The sequence below is a fragment of the Vannielia sp. ABF1_015 genome (assembly GCF_056160745.1).
Genome location: NZ_JBSWXT010000001.1, coordinates 1,355,150 through 1,371,884 on the forward strand (window position 1 = coordinate 1,355,150; position 16,735 = coordinate 1,371,884).

At 66.1% G+C, this 16,735-nt stretch carries 16 protein-coding genes; 10 read left to right on the forward strand and 6 right to left on the reverse strand.

Going from position 1 to position 16,735, the window contains the following annotated elements:
- Positions 1-342 precede the first annotated feature (342 nt).
- The 10 genes from ACXAG6_RS06800 (at position 343) to ACXAG6_RS06845 (ending at position 10,929) form a co-directional block, all read left to right on the forward strand.
- Entirely contained in the window at positions 343-792 is a 450-nt protein-coding gene (locus tag ACXAG6_RS06800; protein WP_475336341.1) for a tripartite tricarboxylate transporter TctB family protein, read from the forward strand.
- The gene (locus ACXAG6_RS06805) at positions 792-2,387 is read left to right on the forward strand and encodes a tripartite tricarboxylate transporter permease (protein WP_475336343.1); all 1,596 of its coding nucleotides are present in this window, start codon (positions 792-794) and stop codon (positions 2,385-2,387) included. Before ACXAG6_RS06800 ends, ACXAG6_RS06805 begins: the two co-directional genes overlap by 1 nt.
- Positions 2,388-2,491: 104 nt before the next feature.
- Positions 2,492-3,442, forward strand: coding sequence for a Bug family tripartite tricarboxylate transporter substrate binding protein (locus ACXAG6_RS06810; protein WP_475336345.1), 951 nt, complete (start codon positions 2,492-2,494; stop codon positions 3,440-3,442).
- Positions 3,443-3,508: 66 nt separating this feature from the next.
- Positions 3,509-4,471, forward strand: a complete 963-nt coding sequence (locus ACXAG6_RS06815; RefSeq protein WP_475336348.1) for a D-2-hydroxyacid dehydrogenase family protein — start codon at positions 3,509-3,511, stop codon at positions 4,469-4,471.
- Complete coding sequence (locus tag ACXAG6_RS06820) at positions 4,468-5,217, forward strand: GntR family transcriptional regulator (RefSeq protein WP_475336350.1); 750 nt, start codon at positions 4,468-4,470, stop codon at positions 5,215-5,217. The genes ACXAG6_RS06815 and ACXAG6_RS06820 overlap by 4 nt, the downstream gene beginning before the upstream one ends.
- Before the next feature lie 18 nt (positions 5,218-5,235).
- Complete coding sequence (locus tag ACXAG6_RS06825; protein ID WP_475336352.1) at positions 5,236-6,045, forward strand: alpha/beta fold hydrolase; 810 nt, start codon at positions 5,236-5,238, stop codon at positions 6,043-6,045.
- An 89-nt stretch (positions 6,046-6,134) separates the two neighbouring features.
- The gene (locus ACXAG6_RS06830) at positions 6,135-8,216 is read left to right on the forward strand and encodes a 3-hydroxyacyl-CoA dehydrogenase NAD-binding domain-containing protein (RefSeq protein WP_475336355.1); all 2,082 of its coding nucleotides are present in this window, start codon (positions 6,135-6,137) and stop codon (positions 8,214-8,216) included.
- 3 nt (positions 8,217-8,219) lie between these two features.
- Positions 8,220-9,422, forward strand: a complete 1,203-nt coding sequence (gene pcaF, locus ACXAG6_RS06835; RefSeq protein WP_475336357.1) for a 3-oxoadipyl-CoA thiolase — start codon at positions 8,220-8,222, stop codon at positions 9,420-9,422.
- Between the two features lie 11 nt (positions 9,423-9,433).
- Positions 9,434-10,096, forward strand: coding sequence for a glutathione S-transferase (locus tag ACXAG6_RS06840; protein WP_475336359.1), 663 nt, complete (start codon positions 9,434-9,436; stop codon positions 10,094-10,096).
- Positions 10,097-10,176: 80 nt separating this feature from the next.
- Positions 10,177-10,929 carry a GntR family transcriptional regulator gene (locus tag ACXAG6_RS06845; protein ID WP_475336362.1) on the forward strand — a complete coding sequence of 251 codons (753 nt, stop codon included), beginning with the start codon at positions 10,177-10,179 and terminating at the stop codon, positions 10,927-10,929.
- Between the two features lie 135 nt (positions 10,930-11,064).
- Here the strand turns inward: ACXAG6_RS06845 and ACXAG6_RS06850 are convergent, their stop codons facing one another.
- The 6 genes from ACXAG6_RS06850 to ACXAG6_RS06875 are packed head-to-tail and all read right to left on the reverse strand — an operon-like array spanning position 11,065 to position 16,706.
- A complete protein-coding gene (locus tag ACXAG6_RS06850; RefSeq protein WP_475336363.1) occupies positions 11,065-11,832 on the reverse strand; it encodes an enoyl-CoA hydratase/isomerase family protein in 768 nt (255 codons plus the stop codon).
- A gap of 18 nt (positions 11,833-11,850) precedes the next feature.
- The gene (locus ACXAG6_RS06855; protein WP_475336364.1) at positions 11,851-12,456 is read right to left on the reverse strand and encodes a flavin reductase family protein; all 606 of its coding nucleotides are present in this window, start codon (positions 12,454-12,456) and stop codon (positions 11,851-11,853) included.
- A complete protein-coding gene (locus ACXAG6_RS06860) occupies positions 12,456-13,085 on the reverse strand; it encodes a carboxymuconolactone decarboxylase family protein (RefSeq protein WP_475336366.1) in 630 nt (209 codons plus the stop codon). The genes ACXAG6_RS06855 and ACXAG6_RS06860 overlap by 1 nt, the downstream gene beginning before the upstream one ends.
- Positions 13,082-14,275, reverse strand: coding sequence for a CaiB/BaiF CoA transferase family protein (locus tag ACXAG6_RS06865; protein ID WP_475336369.1), 1,194 nt, complete (start codon positions 14,273-14,275; stop codon positions 13,082-13,084). Before ACXAG6_RS06865 ends, ACXAG6_RS06860 begins: the two co-directional genes overlap by 4 nt.
- Complete coding sequence (locus ACXAG6_RS06870; protein ID WP_475336370.1) at positions 14,275-15,096, reverse strand: alpha/beta fold hydrolase; 822 nt, start codon at positions 15,094-15,096, stop codon at positions 14,275-14,277. The genes ACXAG6_RS06865 and ACXAG6_RS06870 overlap by 1 nt, the downstream gene beginning before the upstream one ends.
- A 56-nt stretch (positions 15,097-15,152) precedes the next feature.
- A complete protein-coding gene (locus ACXAG6_RS06875; RefSeq protein ID WP_475336372.1) occupies positions 15,153-16,706 on the reverse strand; it encodes a tannase/feruloyl esterase family alpha/beta hydrolase in 1,554 nt (517 codons plus the stop codon).
- Between the last annotated feature and the right edge of the window lie 29 nt (positions 16,707-16,735).

Genomic DNA, 16,735 nt, shown 5'->3' on the forward strand with positions numbered 1-16,735 from the left:
TAAGCGCCAAACACGGTGCGGGAGAGGCGCATCGAATCGGCTCCGGCGGGGGCCGATCGCGCGGCGCATTGCGGCCGGCCTGGCCGGTTCCAGCCCCGCTCTTGGCCGCAACACCTTGGAAGCGGAGGAATAAGTCACTGTGCAAAACCCCTTTCTGGCTTGGGTTTGAGGCCGGAAAAACTTTCAATTGACAAAAAGCTACATCATAGACTTTTCTAGGGGAAGGCCCGCGCAGGCCACCGTGATGCCGGAGATCTCCGGGGCAGGGTGGCACCGGCAGGCCAAGAGCGGTCGGGAGCAGGTCAAAAGCCTGAGGAGCCGCTGAAAACGGGAGGGAGCTGCATGTATCGGATCGACTACGTGGACATCGTGGGAGGGGCCCTGCTCATCCTCTTCGGTGCAGCCGTAACCTACGTTTCGGTCACCTACTACCCAATGGGCACGCCCAGCCGCATGGGCCCCGGAATGTTCCCGGCAGGCCTCGGCGTGGTGCTGGTGGTGCTCGGCCTGCTGCTCGCCCTTCAGGCCCTGCGGCGCCCGGGGCACCAGCCCGATATCAGAATTTTCTCGCCGCTGTTCATTCTCGGCGGCATCGCCGCCTTCGCCGCGATCATCGTGCCCTTCGGTCTGATCCCCGCCATCGTCGCGATCCTCGTAATCTCCTCGCTGGCCGATCTGAAGATCCGCCCGGTGAGCCTTGCGATCAGCTGCATCGGCCTCAGCCTCTTCGCGCCCTTCGTCTTCGTCTTCCTGCTCGGACTGCGTATCCCTCTGCTTCGGTGGCCCTTCTGATGGATTTTATCGGCAACCTCGCCCTCGGCCTCAGCGTCGCCTTCACGCTGCAAAACCTGTTCTATTGCTTCCTCGGCGCGCTGCTCGGCACGCTGGTGGGGGTGATCCCCGGGCTCGGTGTGCTCGCGGCAATCTCGATGCTCTTTCCGCTGACCTTTCACCTTGAGCCCACCACGGCGCTGATCATGCTGGCGGGCATCTGGTATGGCACCACCTACGGCGGCTCCACCGCCTCGATCCTGCTCAACCTGCCCGGCACGCCCGCCAATGCCATCACTTGCCTCGACGGCTACCCGATGGCCAAACAGGGCCGCGGCGGCATCGCCCTGTTCATGACGACAGTGGCCAGCTTCTTCGGGGCCTCCTTCGGGATCGTCCTGCTAACGCTCTTCACGCCAATCATCGCAGACTATGCGCTGCGGTTCGGCTCGGCGGAGTATTTCGCGCTGATGTTGATGGGCCTCGTCGCCTCCTCCACCATTTCCGACGGCTCGGCGATCAAGGGCCTCGCCTCCGTCACAATCGGCATCGTGATCGGCCTCGTAGGCATGGATACCCAGACCGCAACAGTGCGCTTCGCCTTCGGAAGCCTCGGCCTGCTGGAAGGCATCAGCCTGATCGCACTGGCGATGGGCGTCTTCGGCGTGGCCGAAATCATCATGTCGGTCCGCCGCGTGAACGCCGCCGACATCGACCCCGAAAGCGTGAAGCTGAAAGCCATCGTTCCAACCCGCGATGACGTGCGCCGCTCGTGGATGCCAATGCTGCGCGGCGGCTCAATGGGCTCGTTCTTCGGCACCCTGCCGGGCACCGGCCCGTCGATTGCGGCCTTCCTCTCCTACGCGGTGGAAAAGCGCCTCTCCAAAACGCCCGAGCGCTTCGGCAAAGGGGCCATCGAGGGCATCATGGGGCCGGAAAGCGCCAACAACGCCGCCGACCAAACCGCCTTCATCCCCACGCTGTCGCTCGGCGTGCCGGGCAGCGCCACCATGGCGCTGATGCTCGGCGTGCTGATGATCCACGGCGTCGCGCCGGGGCCAAACCTCATCAGCACCGAGCCAGAGCTGTTCTGGGGCCTTATCATGAGCTTCTGGGTCGGCAATATCATCCTGCTGCTGCTGAACATCCCGCTGATCGGCCTCTGGGTGCGGATGCTGACAATTCCCTATCACCTGCTCTACCCGGCGGTGCTGATGTTCATCTGCATAGGCGCCTACACCTCGGGCTTCTCGCCGCTCAACATCTGGATGGTCGCGGCCTTCGGGGCGCTGGGCTACGCGATGCGGATCTTCCGCTTCCCCGGTGCCCCGCTGCTGCTGGGCTTCGTGCTGGGCCCGCTGATGGAAGAGCACTTCCGCCGGGCCATGGTGCTGGCACGCGGAGATTTCGCGGTGTTCTTCGAGCGCCCCGTAAGCGCCGTCATCATGGCAATCACCGGCCTCGTGCTGATCTGGGGCGTCTGGAGCTCCGAAAACCTGCGCGCCAAGCGCCGCGCCCGTTCTGAGGCCCGTGCTGAAGGCCGTTCCGAGGCGCAAGCGTCGGAGCGCACCACCCCCGCAAATGCCGAAGATGAGGCACCAAGCGGAACCAATTGAATTGGCCGGGGCCACCCGCTGACGGCGGCGGGCATGGCCACGACCACAAGACCGGCGAGACCCGCCCGCAAGGGGCTGGCCGCCACAACAGAGGAGGAGACCTCATGAAGAAGATGATCACTGCCCTGGCAATCGCTGCGGGCCTCGCAACACCGCTCGCGGCTCAGGATTGGCCAACCGGCACGGTATCCATCGTGGTGCCCTATTCGCCCTCGGGCAACACCGACATTCTCGCCCGCCACATTGCGCCCTACCTCGAAGAGAAGTGGGGCCAGCCCGTGGTGGTCGACAACAAGCCCGGCGGCGGCTCGATGGTGGGCACCGCACAGGTGAGCCAAGCCAACCCCGATGGGCTGACTCTGCTGATGACAACATCAGCCTATGTCACCGCCCCGGCCATTCAGCCCGATCTGCCCTTCGATCCGCGCACCGATCTCGTGCCGGTCGCCAACGTGGGCTACGTCTCCTACATCCTGCTGACGCAGGGCGATTCCGAAATCGACTCGCTTCCGGAGTTCGTCGAGGACAGCAAGGAAAACCCCAAGTTCGCGGCCACCGCCGGCCTCGGCACCACCACCCACTTCGCGATGGAGCAGTTCATCGCCCAATCGGGTGCCAACTTCGACGTGGTGCACTTCAAGGGCGGCGGCCCTGCCGTGGTGGCGATCCTGAGCGGCGAGGCCGATATCTACGGCTCCTCGGTCAGCTCGGCGGGTGACAACATCGCCGCTGGCAAGGTCAAGGTGCTCGCCGTGCTCGGAAACGAGCGGATCGACGCGCTGCCCGACGTGCCTTCCACGGCCGAGCTCGGCTACCCGGAAACGCAAATCCACCAGTGGGTTGGCGTCTTTGCACCCGGTGGCACCGACTCCGAGATCGTTGCCAAGATCAACGCCGACATCAACGAGGTGCTCCGCAACGAGGAGTTCATCGCCACAGTCACCCCGCTCGACTGGACGCTTGAACAAAGCACGCCCGAAGGCTTTGCGGCCGAGGTCGACGAAGAGCTGACCAACTGGAAGACGCTCGCCGAAGAGCAGGGCATTTCCCGCTAAGGGTTCTCCCAGCCGGCCGCCCGTTTTCGGGTGGCCGGCCTTTTTTCTGAACAACAGCAGCGCCCTATGCCCCCCCTCCCCATCTGCGCCATCCTTGATGACTACCAAAACGCGGCCCTCTCCGTGGCCGATTGGTCTGCGCTGGAGGGCCGGGTGGAGCTGCGCCGCTTCGATTCCCACCTTGGCGGCGAGGCCGAGGTGGCCAAGGCGCTGGCGGGCGTAGAGATCGTGATCGCCATGCGCGAGCGCACGCCCTTTCCGCAAAGCCAATTCGCGCGTCTGCCCGACCTCAAGCACCTCATCACCACCGGCGCACGCAACCGCAGCATAGATCTGGAGGCCGCCCGCGCGCATGGGGTCACGGTCACCTGCACCGGCAACGCTGGCAACCCGGCCGCCGAACTGGCCTGGGCCGGGATGCTGGCCGCGCTGCGCAACATTCCCGCCGAGGTGCAGAACTTTCGCGCATGCGGCCCTTGGCAGGAGGGCCTCGGCCGTTCGGCAGAGGGCCGGCGGCTTGGCATTGTCGGCCTTGGCAAACTCGGTGCCAAATGCGCCCGCTACGGCCAAGCCTTCGGCATGGAGGTGGCAGGCTGGACCCGCACCAACCTGCCCGCCCGCGCCGAGGCGCTGGGCATCCTGCCGCTCCCGCTGGAAGAGCTCTTCGCCACCAGCGATGTGGTGATGATCCAAATGTCCCTCGTGCCCGAGACACGCGGTTTCGTCACGCCGGAGCTGCTGGCCCGAATGAAGCCCGATGCGCTTATCGTCAACACCTCGCGCGGCCCGATCATAGACGAGGCGGCCCTGATCGCCGCGCTTGAGGCAGGCCGCATCGGCGGCGCGGTGCTCGACGTGTTCGAGCATGAGCCGCTCCCGCACAACCATCCGTTCCGCCGCCTGCCCAACGTGCTGCCCACCCCGCACATCGGCTATGTCACCGAAGAGAACTACCGCGTCTACTATGCCGATGCGGTAGAAAACCTGCTGGCCTGGCTCGATGGCGCACCGATCCGGGTGCTGGCATGAGCGAAGACACCGCAACCGCAAGCGCGCTGAAAAAAAGCGCGGTCTCCCGCTACCTCCAGCTTGCGGGGCATTTTCGGCGTCAGATCGAAACCGGCGAATGGCCGGTCGGGCACCGGATCTCCACCGTGGTCGAACTGGCCGAAGAATGCGGCGTGGCCGGGATGACCGTGCGCCGCGCGCTCGACATCCTCGAAAAAGAGGGGCTGATCGAGCGCTTCCGCGCCAAGGGCACCTTCGTGCGCGAAATGCCCAAGAAGGATCTGTGGTGTGACATCCGCACCGATTGGAGCGCGCTCCTGAACGCCCGCTATGCAAACCGCATCGAGGTGCTCTCCAACGAGCTTGGCCAAGCCCCGCACTTCCTCGCCTCCGAAGAGTGGCCGGGCCGCCCCGCCCAGCAGTATCGCCGACTGCGGCGGCGCTACTGGCGCGAGGGCGTTCCCTTCATGCTGGCCGATGTCTACATCGACGAAACCGCCTTTCAGGTTCTGCCCGAAGGCAGCGCCGAGCGGCTCACCGCGCTCCGCCTCGTCTCCGACCTGCCCGACAGGCCAATCGCCAACGCCCAGCAGGAACTCACAATCCTCGCCGCCGACCTCACCCTCGCCAGCGTGCTTTCTGTCCCGCAGGGCGCACCGATGGCACGAATGGTCCGGCTGGCGGTGGATCATGAAGATATCCGCGTGCTGGTGGCGGATGGCATCTATCGCGGCGACAGCACCAAGCTGCGCCTGAAGCTGAAGTGATCTGACAGGAGAGAACCGATGAGCGCCGCTCTGGGAGAAAGAAAAACCGTCCGCAATGGCGAGGCCGTGGTGTCCTACGGGGTGCTTGGCCCATCGGGCGATGAGGCGCCAACGCTCTGCCTGATCGCCTCCACCGGGCGCGGGCCAGAGGATTTTGCCCATCTGGCCGAGCGGCTGGCAGCCGGTGGGCTGCGCGTGGTTCTGCCCTGGCCGCGTGGCACGGGCAAAACGACCGGCCCTCTGGAGAGCATCACCTTCCACGACCTCGCCGCCGATGCCGCCGCCGCGCTGGAGGCCGAGGCGGGCAAGGGCGGCGCGGTGATCGTCGGCCATGCCTACGGCTGCTGGATCGCACGCACCGTGGCGCAAGACAGGCCCGATCTCGTGAAGGGCATAATCCTGCTGGCCGCAGGCGGCGGCAAATGGCCGGATGAACTCTCCAAGGCCATCGAGGTGGCCATGACGCCGAGTGCGCCCGAGGCCGATCGTCTGGCCGCGCTGCAACTCGGCTTCTTCGCCGAGGGGCATGACCCGAGGCCGTGGCTTGAGGGCTGGCACGCCGATCTCGTTGTGGCCCAGCGTGCCGCCCGCGCGGCAACCGACCGTGACAGCTGGTGGCCCAGCGGCACGGCACCGATCCTCGACATCGTCGGGCTTCAGGATCCGTTTCGCGCACCCGACGCCCGCGATTTCTACGTCAAGGAATTCGCGCCGCGCGTCGAGCTGGTGACCGTCGATGGCGCCAGCCATGCGCTCCCCGATGAAAAGCCCGATGAAGTCGCCGCCCTGATGCTGGAATGGGTCAATACCCTTCAGCCCGGCAATTAAACCTATACATATAGTTTAATCTGTTTTATGGCCATGCGTGGCCGGGCATCCCTCGCGCCAAACCGCGCCCGCACCGGAGGACCACACCCGTGAACAGCCAAACCGAAGCCCCTTCGCCCGGCAGGGTCGCCTTCCGCATGGATGGCCCCATCGCCGTGCTGGAAATCGACAATCCCCCGGTCAACGCAGGCTCCCACGCGGTGCGCACCGGGCTGGTGGAGGGCATCGCCAAGGCGGCCGAGGGGCAGGCGCAGGGCGCGGTGCTGGTGGGGGCTGGCCGCAGCTTCATCGCCGGTTCCGACCTGCGCGAATTCAACAAGGCACTGGCCTGGCCCGAGCTGCCGGATGTGATCGCCGCAATCGAGGCCGCGCCCTTTCCGGTGGTGGCGGCGCTGCATGGCGTGGCGCTCGGCGGCGGGCTGGAGCTGGCGCTGGGCTGCGACTACCGCGTGGCCGCGCCCGATACGATGGTGGGCCTCCCCGAGGTTTCGCTCGGCATGATCCCCGGCGCAGGCGGCACCCAACGGCTTCCGCGCCTGATCGGGCGTGGCAAGGCGATGGACCTGATCTGCCGCGCCGCCCGCATCCCGGCCCGCGAGGCCCTGCCGCTCGGGCTGGTCGATGCGCTCAGCGAGGGCGATATGCTGGAAGATGCCAAATCCTTCCTCAACGCTGCACCCCGCCCCAAGCGCCTCAGCCGCGATCTGATGCCCCCGGCCGAAAGTGATGAGGCGCTGGAGGCCGCGGCGGCGGCGGCCCTGAAGCGCGGCAAGGGCCGGCCCAACGTGGTCGAGGCCATCCGGCTGGTGCGCGCCTCGGTGGAGGAGGCAGGCCCGGTCCTCGTTGATGAGCGCGAAACCTTCCAACGCCTGCGCCGCAGCCCGGAGGCCCATGCCCTTCGTGCCCTTTTCTTCGCCGAACGGCGGGCCGGGTCGGTCGCCGGCATCAACCCCAAGTCGGCGCGTCCCGTGCGCCGTGTGGGGGTCGTCGGGGGCGGCACCATGGGGCAGGGCATCGCACGCGCCTTCCTCGCCGCTGGCCTCCCGGTGGTGCTGATGGAACGCGACAGCGCGGCGCTCGACGCGGCGCTTGTGGCCTTGCGCGGGTCTTATGAAACGCAGGTGTCCAAGGGGCGGCTCACCGAGACCGAGGCCAAGGCACGCACCGCCGCCCTCAGCGGTGCAGTCGAGGCCAGCGCGCTTGCACAGTGCGACCTCGTCATCGAAGCGGTCTTCGAGGACATGGGCGTGAAAAAGCAGGTCTTGGCACAGCTCGAAGCTGCCTTGCCGCCCGAGGCGATCATCGCCACCAACACCTCCTATCTGGATATTGACGAAATGGCCGCCGCGCTCACCCACCCCGAGCGGGTGCTGGGGCTGCACTTCTTCTCCCCTGCAGACATCATGAAGCTGCTTGAGGTGGTCCGCGCACAAAAAACCGCACCAGACGTGCTGGCCACCGGCCTCAAGCTCGCCCGCAAGCTCGGCAAGCAGCCCGTGGTCGCGCGGGTGTCCGAGGGTTTCATCGGCAACCGGATCTACGCCGCCTACCGCCGCCGCGCCGAGCTTTTGGTGCTCGATGGTGCCAGCCCCGCGCAGGTCGATACCGCCGTCACCGGCTTCGGCTTCGCCATGGGCCCCTTCGCCGTGGCCGATATGTCGGGCCTCGATATCGCATGGGCCATGCGCAAGCGTCAGGCCGCCACCCGCGACCCGGCAGCCCGCTATGTCACCATCCCCGACCGTCTCTGCGAGGCCGGGCGGCTTGGCCGCAAAACCGGGGCAGGGTGGTATGATTACGCCAGCGGCAAGGCCCAGCCTGACCCGGCGGTGGAGGCGATCATCACCGAAGAACGGCAAAAAGCCGGGGTCACACCGCAGGACTTCAGCGCCGAGGAGATCCAGCGCCAGCTCATAGCTGCCATCGTCAACGAGGCCGCCCTTCTGCGCGATGAGGGCGTGGCCGAGCGGGCCTCCGATGTCGATGTGGCGCTGGCCAATGGCTACGGCTTTCCACGCTGGCGCGGCGGCCCGCTCTATTGGGCATCCGCGCAAGACCGCGCCGCGCTGGAGGCCGACATGCAAGAACTGGCCCGCGCCGTGGGTCATGGCCACAGCGCCGGGCCGGTGGCCCGTGTGCTGGGCGAGATTGAAACCGGATACGAGGGCTGAGATTTGGAAAACGTCTACATCTGCGACTATGTCCGCACCCCGATTGGCCGCTACGGCGGCAGCCTCTCCTCGGTGCGGGCGGATGACCTCGGCGCCCTGCCGCTCAAGGCGCTGCTGGCACGGCACGAGGGCCTGGACTGGGAGGCCACGGTCGATGTGATCTACGGCTGCGCCAATCAGGCCGGCGAAGATAACCGCTCGGTCGCCCGCATGGCGCTGCTGCTGGCGGGCCTGCCCGAAACGGTTTCGGGCACCACGATGAACCGCCTCTGCGGCTCTGGCATGGATGCGGTGCTGGCCGCCTGGCGCCGTCTCGCGGTGGGCGAGGGCGACCTCGCCATTGCCGGCGGCGTCGAAAGCATGAGCCGCGCGCCTTTCGTCATGCCCAAGGCCACCTCGCCCTTCAGCCGGGCGAACAGCGTCGAAGACACCACCATCGGCTGGCGCTTCATCAACCCGAAGATGCAGGAGATCTACGGCACCGACTCCATGCCCGAAACGGCAGAGAACGTGGCCGAGGAGTTTTCGATAAGCCGCGAAGATCAGGATGCCTTCGCCCTGCGCTCGCAGGAGCGGGCAGCGGCGGCCATCGCCTCGGGCGTGCTGGCAGAAGAGATCATTCCGGTCGAAATTCCGCAGCGCAAGGGCGACCCGGTGGTGTTTTCGACCGATGAGCACCCCCGCGCGACATCGCTGGAAAAGCTGGCGGCGTTGAAGGCACCGTTCCGCGCGGGCGGCTCGGTCACGGCAGGCAACGCCTCGGGCGTAAATGACGGCGCGGCGGCGCTGATCCTCGCCACCGAGGCCGGAATGCAGCGCCACGGGCTCACCCCGCTGGCGCGTGTGACGGGAGGCGCAACCGCAGGCGTGGCCCCCCGGATCATGGGCATCGGCCCGGCGCCGGCCACCGAGAAGCTCTGCGCCCAGCTCGGGCTCAACCCGGTCGATTTCGATGTCGTCGAGCTCAACGAGGCCTTCGCCAGCCAAGCCCTCGCGGTGCTGCGCCGCCTTGGCCTTCCCAATGACGCCGCTCACATCAACCCCAACGGCGGGGCCATCGCGCTCGGCCACCCGCTTGGCATGTCCGGCGCACGGATCACCGGCACCGCAGCGCGTGCGCTGGCGCGCGGGGCGGGCAAGCGTGCGCTGGCCACCATGTGCATCGGCGTGGGGCAGGGCATTGCCATTTCGCTGGAGGCCGTGTGATGGAGAACCCCATGAAACTGCACTGGTCCCCCCGCTCGCCCTTCGTCCGCAAGGTCATGATCGTTCTGCATGAAACCGGCCTGCTGAATCAGGTCGAACTCAGCCGCAACGTGGTGGCCGTGCAAATGCCCACCCCGCCCGAAGTGCTGGCAGACAACCCGCTTGGCAAGATCCCGGCACTCGTCACCGAGGATGGCCGCCAGCTGATCGACAGCCGGGTGATCTGCGAATACCTCGACCTGCGCGCAGGCACCGGGCTGTTTCCCGCCGAGGCACGTCTGCGCATCGCGCATCTCAACTGGCAGGCACTGGCCGATGGCATGACGGATGTCCTGCTGATCTGGCGCACCGAGCTGACCCGCGAGGCCGGGCCGTGGCAGGCCGTGGTGGAGGGTTGGCGCACAAAGGTGCAGGCCGCGATGGCGCGGCTGGAGGCCGAAACGCCGGAGATTGCCGAGGTGCCCTTCGGCATCGGCCACGTGGCGCTTGTCGCCGCACTGGGCCAGATGGATTTCCGCTGGCCGGATTGCAGCTGGCGCGATCACTTCCCGCAGTTGGCCGCGCTCGAAGCCGAATGGGCCAAGCGCGATTCCGTTGCCGCCACCGCCGTTGAGGATGACCAAGGCAGCGACTCGGGCGCGCTGACCAAGGGCCAGCTCACCTTTTCAGCATAAGGCAAAAGTCTAGGTTTTCTGATTGATTGCGCTACCATTCGTCGCTACGCTCAAAGCGAAACGGCAGTCTGGGGTGTGTGATGCAAGGTGGAAATTCCGAGAACGCAACGGTCAAGGCCCTGCAAAAGAGCAACGTGGCCCGCTACATCCAGCTTGCCAGCCTGTTCCGGCAACGGATCGAGAACGGCGAATGGGAGGTCGGCTCCAAGATCCCCACGGTGATGGAACTGGCCAAGCAATGCGGCGTGGCCACCATGACCATCCGCCAGTCACTCGACATCCTCGAAAAGGAGGGGCTGATCGCGCGCTATCGCGCCAAGGGCACCTTCGTTCTCGAACGCCCCCGCCGCGACCTCTGGTGCGAGGTCAAAACCGATTGGTCCGGCCTGCTGATCGCCCGCGACAACGCGGTGATCGAGATCCTCGGCGACGAGCGCAACGTGCCGCTGCCCCGTGGCGATGATCACATCGGCACGCCAGCCCCCGCCTACCGGCACCTGAAGCGCCGCCACAGCCGCGACGGTGCCGCTTTCCTGCTGGCCGATGTCTATGTGGACGAGCGGATTTGCCCGCTCATTCCCGAAGAGGCCTACACCACCGTCACCGCAATGCGGCTGGTCTCCGAGTTGGAGGGCCAGACGGTGACAGATGCCAATCAGGTCGTAACAATCGGCTCCGCCGACCTCGAAACCTCATCCGAGCTCAACATTTCCATCGGCGACCCGGTGGCCAAGGTCCGCCGCATGGCGGTAAATCAGGATGGCGATGTGATCCTGATGGCCGATGGCATCTACCGGGGCGACATGATGAAGATCGAGGTGAAGCTGCGGTAGGGCACGGCACAGTTGCCACGCCACGCGCGTCATCCTCGGGCGTGACCCGAGGATCTCAAGCCACCCATCGCGCCCTAAGACCCAAGGATAACGTGCCGTAGGGTGGGCAATCCTGCCCACCACCCCACCACCCTATCAGCTCTTGAACACCGGGGCGCGCTTCTCGCGGAAGGCAGCCATGGCCTCGGCAGTGTCGTCCGAGGTCGAGAGCGCCTTGGTCTGGCCCTGCTCAAAGCGGTAGCCCTCGTAGATCGAGACCCCCTCGGTCATCTGAAAGCTCTTCTTGGCGGCCCGCACGGCAGAGGGGCTGGCCTTGGCAATATCGGCGGCCAGCGCCTGTGCGGTGGCCATCAACTCTTCCGGCGCAACGCAGGCAGAGGCCACGTTCATCCGCAGCAACTCGGGGCCATAGACCCGCCGCGCGGTGTAAATCATCATCCGCGCATCGCTCTCGCCGAAGTGACGGCGCACATGCGCCACCCCGCCGGCAAGGCCCACCATCACCTCGGTCATCTGCAGGAAGCCCTTTTCCGAGGTCACGATGATGTCGCAGCACAGCGCGGTGACACAGCCCGCGCCGATGGCCGCACCGTTCACGGCGGCGATGATCGGCTTGGGGCATTCCAGCAGGCAGTCAAAGCTGGCGCGCACCCGGCGATTGTGGGCGGTGTAATGCCCCGGATCCTGCGTCGGGCGCTCCGAAAGGTCGGCCCCGGCAGAAAAGGCCTTGCCCTCGCCGGTGAGCACGATGGCCCGCACATCCGTCCGGTCCCCCAGCGCGTCGATCACCTCGGCAATCTCCTCGCGAAAGCGATTGTTCTGCGCGTTCACCGGCGGGCGGTTGATCGTGACGGTGGCAACGAAATCGGCCACCTCAAGTGTGAGGGTCTCATACTCGCTCATCGGCGTAGTCTCCTGTCGTCAGTCCAACACCGGGCGCAGCATCTCAAAGCTGGGCGGCGGCACGGTGTATTCGCGGTAGCCCATGCGGCCCAGCGGCTTCAGTTCTTCCACATCCACCAGCCCGTCCTTCAGCACGCGCTCGTCAATGTGAATGCCCACAACCTCGCCAATGGCCAAGCGGTTGGTGCAGGGCAGCCCGCTGGAGGGGGAGAGGGTGATAACCTGGCTCAGCTTGCACTCCACCGCCACCGGGCTCTCGGCAACACGCATCACCGGGATGTTCTCGCAAGGCACGGCAGTGAGGCCGGAAGCCTCGAATTCGTCCACCTCGGGCGGATAGGTGGCGGAACTCTGGTTCATCTGGTCGCGCAGCTCGAAGGTGGCGAGGTTGCAGCAGAAGTATCCGGTGGCCTCGGCATTGGTAATGCTGTCCTTCGCGCTATCCGACGAAAACATCACATGCGGCGGGTTCGACGAGATCGCGTTGAAGCAGCTGTAGGGCGCCAGATTGGGCGTGCCATCCGCCGCAGCGGTCGAGATCCAGCCAATCGGGCGAGGCACGATGAGGGCCAGCCAGGGGTTATGCGGAAGCCCGTGGCCCTCGGTGCGCGGGTCGTAAAACATCAGCCCTCCTCACCCGATCGGGGCATCTCGGCCAGCTTGCCTTCGGCGCGCGGCAGGTTGGCCGTCACGCCCTCGGGCAGGGGCACACGATGCACATTCAGCGTCATCGCCACCATCGAGTAATAGCCGATCACGGCGGTCAGCTCCACGGCCCCCACCTCGCCCCAACGGGCCACGATGGCAGCATAGGTGCGCTCGCTCACATCCCCGCGTTGCACCAGCTCGCAGGCAAAATCATAGATTTCGCGGGCAATCACATCTCCACCGAACTCGGGCACCGAGCAGGTGCGGATCGCCTCGGTGATGGCCGGGTCCAGCCCTGCGCGGTCTGCATCACCGGCATGAATCGCCCACTCCAGCTCACTGTTCCAACGCCGCGCGGTCACAAGGATCGCCAACTCGTTGAGATGGGTCGGCAGCGAAGTCTCAAACCTCAGCACCTGCCCCAGCCGCTGCCACCGGTCGGCCAGCACCGGGTTATGCAGCGCAGCCCGGAGCGGGCCAACAAGCGTGCGGCGCGGGCCGGATACGATCTGCTCGTAAACCTCCCGCTGCGCGTCGGTCATGGTTTCGGGCACCGGGAAGCTGATGCGGCCCCCGTTGGCGGCGCTTTGGCTCTGCTGGCTCATTGTTGCGTCTCCTTGAGTCCGAGGGCTTTGAGCACCTCTTCTGTATGTTCTCCGAGCAGCGGCGGGGCGCGGTCGAAGGCGAGCGGGGCATTGGCAAAGTTGAGCGGGCTGACCACCTGCTTCACGCTGCCCGAAAGCGGGTGGGGGATGTCGCGCAGCATCTCGCGGTGCTGCACCTGTGGCTCGTCGAAAACCCGGCCCACGGTGTTGATCGGCCCCGAGGGCACACCGGCGGCAGCGAAGCTCGAAACCCAATGGTCGATCGTGCCCGAGGCCAGCGCCTCGATCAGCAGGCCCTCCAGCTCTTCGAGGTTCTCGACCCGGGCGGCATTGGTGGCAAACTTCGGATCATCCGCCAGCGCGGGCTGCCCGATCACCTCGGCAAACTTGCGGAACTGCCCGTCATTGCCCACCGCCAGCACGATGTAGCCATCCTTCACCGGATAGACGTTCTGAGGCTGGATGTTCGGATGGCGGTTGCCACGGCGCACCGGTTCCTTGCCGGAGACCAGAAAGTTCATCGCCTGATTGGCCAGCATGGCCACCGAGACGTCGAGCATCGCAAGGTCGATATGGTCGCCCTTGCCGGTCTGGTCGCGGTTGGCAAGCGCGGCCAACACACCGATAGAGGCATACATGCCGGTCATGATATCAACGATCGGCACGCCCACCTTCTGCGGCCCGCCGCCGGGGGTGTCATCCGGCCCGCCCGTCACGCTCATCAGCCCGCCCATGCCCTGAATCATGAAGTCATAGGCCGCATCGCCCGCCATCGGCCCGGTCAGGCCAAAGCCGGTGATGGAGCAGTAAATCAGCTTCGGGTTCACCGCCTTCAGGTCTTCATAGCCAAGGCCCATCCGGTCGAGCGTGCCGGTCTTGAAGTTCTCCAGCAAAATGTCGCTCTCGGCGGCCAGCGCCTTCACCACGGCGCGGCCCTCCTCGCTCTTCAGGTCCAGCTCCACCGAACGCTTGCCGCGGTTAACCGAAAGGTAATACCCGGCCTCCTTCGTGGGCTCTCCGCCCTCATCCTTCAAAAACGGAGGGCCCCAGCGGCGGGTGTCATCCCCCTCGCCAAGCCGCTCCACCTTGATGACATCGGCACCGAGGTCGGCAAGGATCTGGCCACTCCAGGGGCCAGCCATGATCCGGCTGAGATCGAGAACGCGAACATGCGAGAGGGGGCCGGGCATCAGCGGGTCTCCTTGGTCAGGTCTTGCGCGCTCGCATCGAGAAAGGCGGCAAGCGCGGCGTTGAAGGCTTCGGGGTTCTGAAAGTTGGGCAGGTGGCCAGCACCGGGAATGTCGGCAAACCGCGCTCCCGGCACGCCGCCAAAGTGCTTGCGCACCGCCTCGGGCATCGCGCCGTCCTTCTCCCCGGTGATCCCGAGGAGGGGCACGGTGAGGCTGGGCACAACATCGGCGTGGTCATAACTTGCCAGCGCTTGGGTCGCGGCGGCAAAGCCCTCCACCGGCGTGGCAGCAACCATCGCCTTCAGGCGCAAAAGGGCAGGGGCCTCCGGGTCGACACCGGGCATCCAGCGCGCCACGGTCGTCTCCGCAATCTCCTCCATCCCCTTCACCCGCGCCGTGTCGCGGCGCTCGCCCCAAAAGGCCTCGCGCCCGGGGGCCGAGCGGGCCACACCGTCCACAACAACAAAGCGCTCAAAGCGGTCGGGCGCGGCAGCATAGGCCGCAAGGCCGGTGGGCACGCCCATCGAAAGGCCGATAAAGGTGCAACGGCCAACCTCCAGCGCATCCAGCAGGGCCACCACGTCGGCCCCGTAGCGGCTGAAATCCATCGCGCCCTCTGTCACGTCAGAGCTTCCATGGCCGCGCTGGTCATAGCGGATCACCCGGTATGCGCCCGCAAAGGCCTCGGCCTGCGCATCCCAAACCGAAAGGTCGGTCAGCACCGAGTTGGAAAACAGCAGGCAGGGCGCGCCCTCCGGCCCATCAATGCGGGCGTTGAGGCGGGTGCCATCGGGGAGGGATATGTCGCGGGTCGATGTCATCTGTTCTTTCTCATTCAGGGTGCCCCGCGGCACAGCGGCCGCGGGGCAGTCTCTCTTTACTGGCAGCCCCAGCTCTCGCTTTCGGCGGACCAGGCCACATAGGTCGGGTAGGGGCACATCGGGCGCGTGCGCTCGGGCGTGCCGCCGCTGATCTGCATGTCGGGGGCGGTGCCTTCCTCGACCCAGGCCACCAGCGCGTCCAAGGCCGGGAACTTCTCAGGCCCGATCCCGGTGCGGCCATGCCCAAGGCCCGGCAGCAGGTAGAGGCGAGCAAAGGCATCAGTCGCCTCGGCGCCGTAGCGCGCCTGCACGGTCTCAAACCAGTTGGTCGTGTCGATAGCCGAGATGCCGCTGTCGCCCATGCTGTGATAAACAATCAGCTTGCCGCCGCGCAGCATGAAGGCATCAAGGTCGGCGCGGGTGGAGTCGACAAATTGGCTGGCGTTGTCGGGCGCGGTCATATCGTCAAAATCGAAGGTCCACGGATCAAAGTCGGCATCGCCGGGCTGGCGAAAGACCGTCTTGATCGAGGTATTGCGCGCCTTGCGCCCGTTGTTGGGCCAAGCCTCCGCATCGCCGAGGTGCCAAAGCCGAAAATCCGCGCCCGCATCATAGGGGTAGGGCACGTAAAGCTCTTCACCAGCCGAATTCACCGGCCCGCCATGCAGCTTGGTCCATGCGTCGGCCTGCGCCTGGGTGATGCAGCCCTCGCCGCCGCCCTCCGCGCAGATGATGCCAGAGATGTCGTAGTCGCAAAGCCGGGCGCTATCGACAACACCATCCTCCAGCCCGTCCAGCGCATCGCACTGTGCGGTGATGTCTGCGTTGATCACCGCCAGATCGTCGTCCGAATAGGCCCCTGCCAGAAGCGGGCGCCCCTCGTCGTCCTTGGGCGCGATCTCGCCCAACACCTTGAGGCTCCATGCGGTGGCAACATGGCCACGTGTCTGCCGCAGGATCGGGGTTCCGGCCACGATGCCGTCAAAGAGGTTCGGCGTGCGCATCGCAGACTGAAGCCCCTGCCGCCCGCCGTTCGAGGCGCCAAGAAAATAGCTATGCGCGGGATAGCGGCCATAGGCCTCGCGGATCACCACCTTGGCGATGGTTCCGGCCAGTTCGACCGAGTTGTAGCCGTAGTCGATCAGGGCCTTGCGCTCGAGCCCGAAGGTCGCGTCGGACCGGCTGCCAAGGTCGTGCCCGCCATCGGTGGAAACCACGGCATAGCCCAGTGTCAGGGCATTGGGGTTGCTCCGGGTGTTGGTGCCCACGGCCGCCCGCAGCGAGCCATCGGTGCCGCCGCCGCCCTGAAAGAACATCCGGTCATTCCAGTCTGCCGGCATCCGCACTTCAACCCCGGTGGCATAAGCCTTGCCATCGGTGCCGGTGCGCTCCTCCATGTAAATCACGACGCGGCAGTGATCGGGGTAGGTGGCCTTGCCAACCATCGCGGCATCGCCGGTCAGGTATTCAGCCGTGGCGACCCGGGTATCGGTGTAGGCAAGGTCTGCAACGGCGGCGCAGCTCTCGGGGGTCATCTGCGCCTGCGCGGCGCTTGCGCCCAACAGGGCGGCCATCAGGCCCGACATGAGCGTCAGGGGGTGGGTGTGCATTCGAACTCCTCCTTGAATGCGGGTGTAAT

Bases quoted from the DNA above. Each gene is read 5' to 3' on its own strand.
- ACXAG6_RS06800 (WP_475336341.1), top strand. From the start codon at position 343: ATGTATCGGATCGACTACGTGGACATCGTGGGAGGGGCCCTGCTCATC.
- ACXAG6_RS06805 (WP_475336343.1), top strand. From the start codon at position 792: ATGGATTTTATCGGCAACCTCGCCCTCGGCCTCAGCGTCGCCTTCACG.
- ACXAG6_RS06810 (WP_475336345.1), top strand. From the start codon at position 2,492: ATGAAGAAGATGATCACTGCCCTGGCAATCGCTGCGGGCCTCGCAACA.
- ACXAG6_RS06815 (WP_475336348.1), top strand. From the start codon at position 3,509: ATGCCCCCCCTCCCCATCTGCGCCATCCTTGATGACTACCAAAACGCG.
- ACXAG6_RS06820 (WP_475336350.1), top strand. From the start codon at position 4,468: ATGAGCGAAGACACCGCAACCGCAAGCGCGCTGAAAAAAAGCGCGGTC.
- ACXAG6_RS06825 (WP_475336352.1), top strand. From the start codon at position 5,236: ATGAGCGCCGCTCTGGGAGAAAGAAAAACCGTCCGCAATGGCGAGGCC.
- ACXAG6_RS06840 (WP_475336359.1), top strand. From the start codon at position 9,434: ATGAAACTGCACTGGTCCCCCCGCTCGCCCTTCGTCCGCAAGGTCATG.
- ACXAG6_RS06845 (WP_475336362.1), top strand. From the start codon at position 10,177: ATGCAAGGTGGAAATTCCGAGAACGCAACGGTCAAGGCCCTGCAAAAG.
- ACXAG6_RS06850 (WP_475336363.1), bottom strand. From the start codon at position 11,832: ATGAGCGAGTATGAGACCCTCACACTTGAGGTGGCCGATTTCGTTGCC.
- ACXAG6_RS06855 (WP_475336364.1), bottom strand. From the start codon at position 12,456: ATGTTTTACGACCCGCGCACCGAGGGCCACGGGCTTCCGCATAACCCC.
- ACXAG6_RS06860 (WP_475336366.1), bottom strand. From the start codon at position 13,085: ATGAGCCAGCAGAGCCAAAGCGCCGCCAACGGGGGCCGCATCAGCTTC.
- ACXAG6_RS06865 (WP_475336369.1), bottom strand. From the start codon at position 14,275: ATGCCCGGCCCCCTCTCGCATGTTCGCGTTCTCGATCTCAGCCGGATC.
- ACXAG6_RS06870 (WP_475336370.1), bottom strand. From the start codon at position 15,096: ATGACATCGACCCGCGACATATCCCTCCCCGATGGCACCCGCCTCAAC.
- ACXAG6_RS06875 (WP_475336372.1), bottom strand. From the start codon at position 16,706: ATGCACACCCACCCCCTGACGCTCATGTCGGGCCTGATGGCCGCCCTG.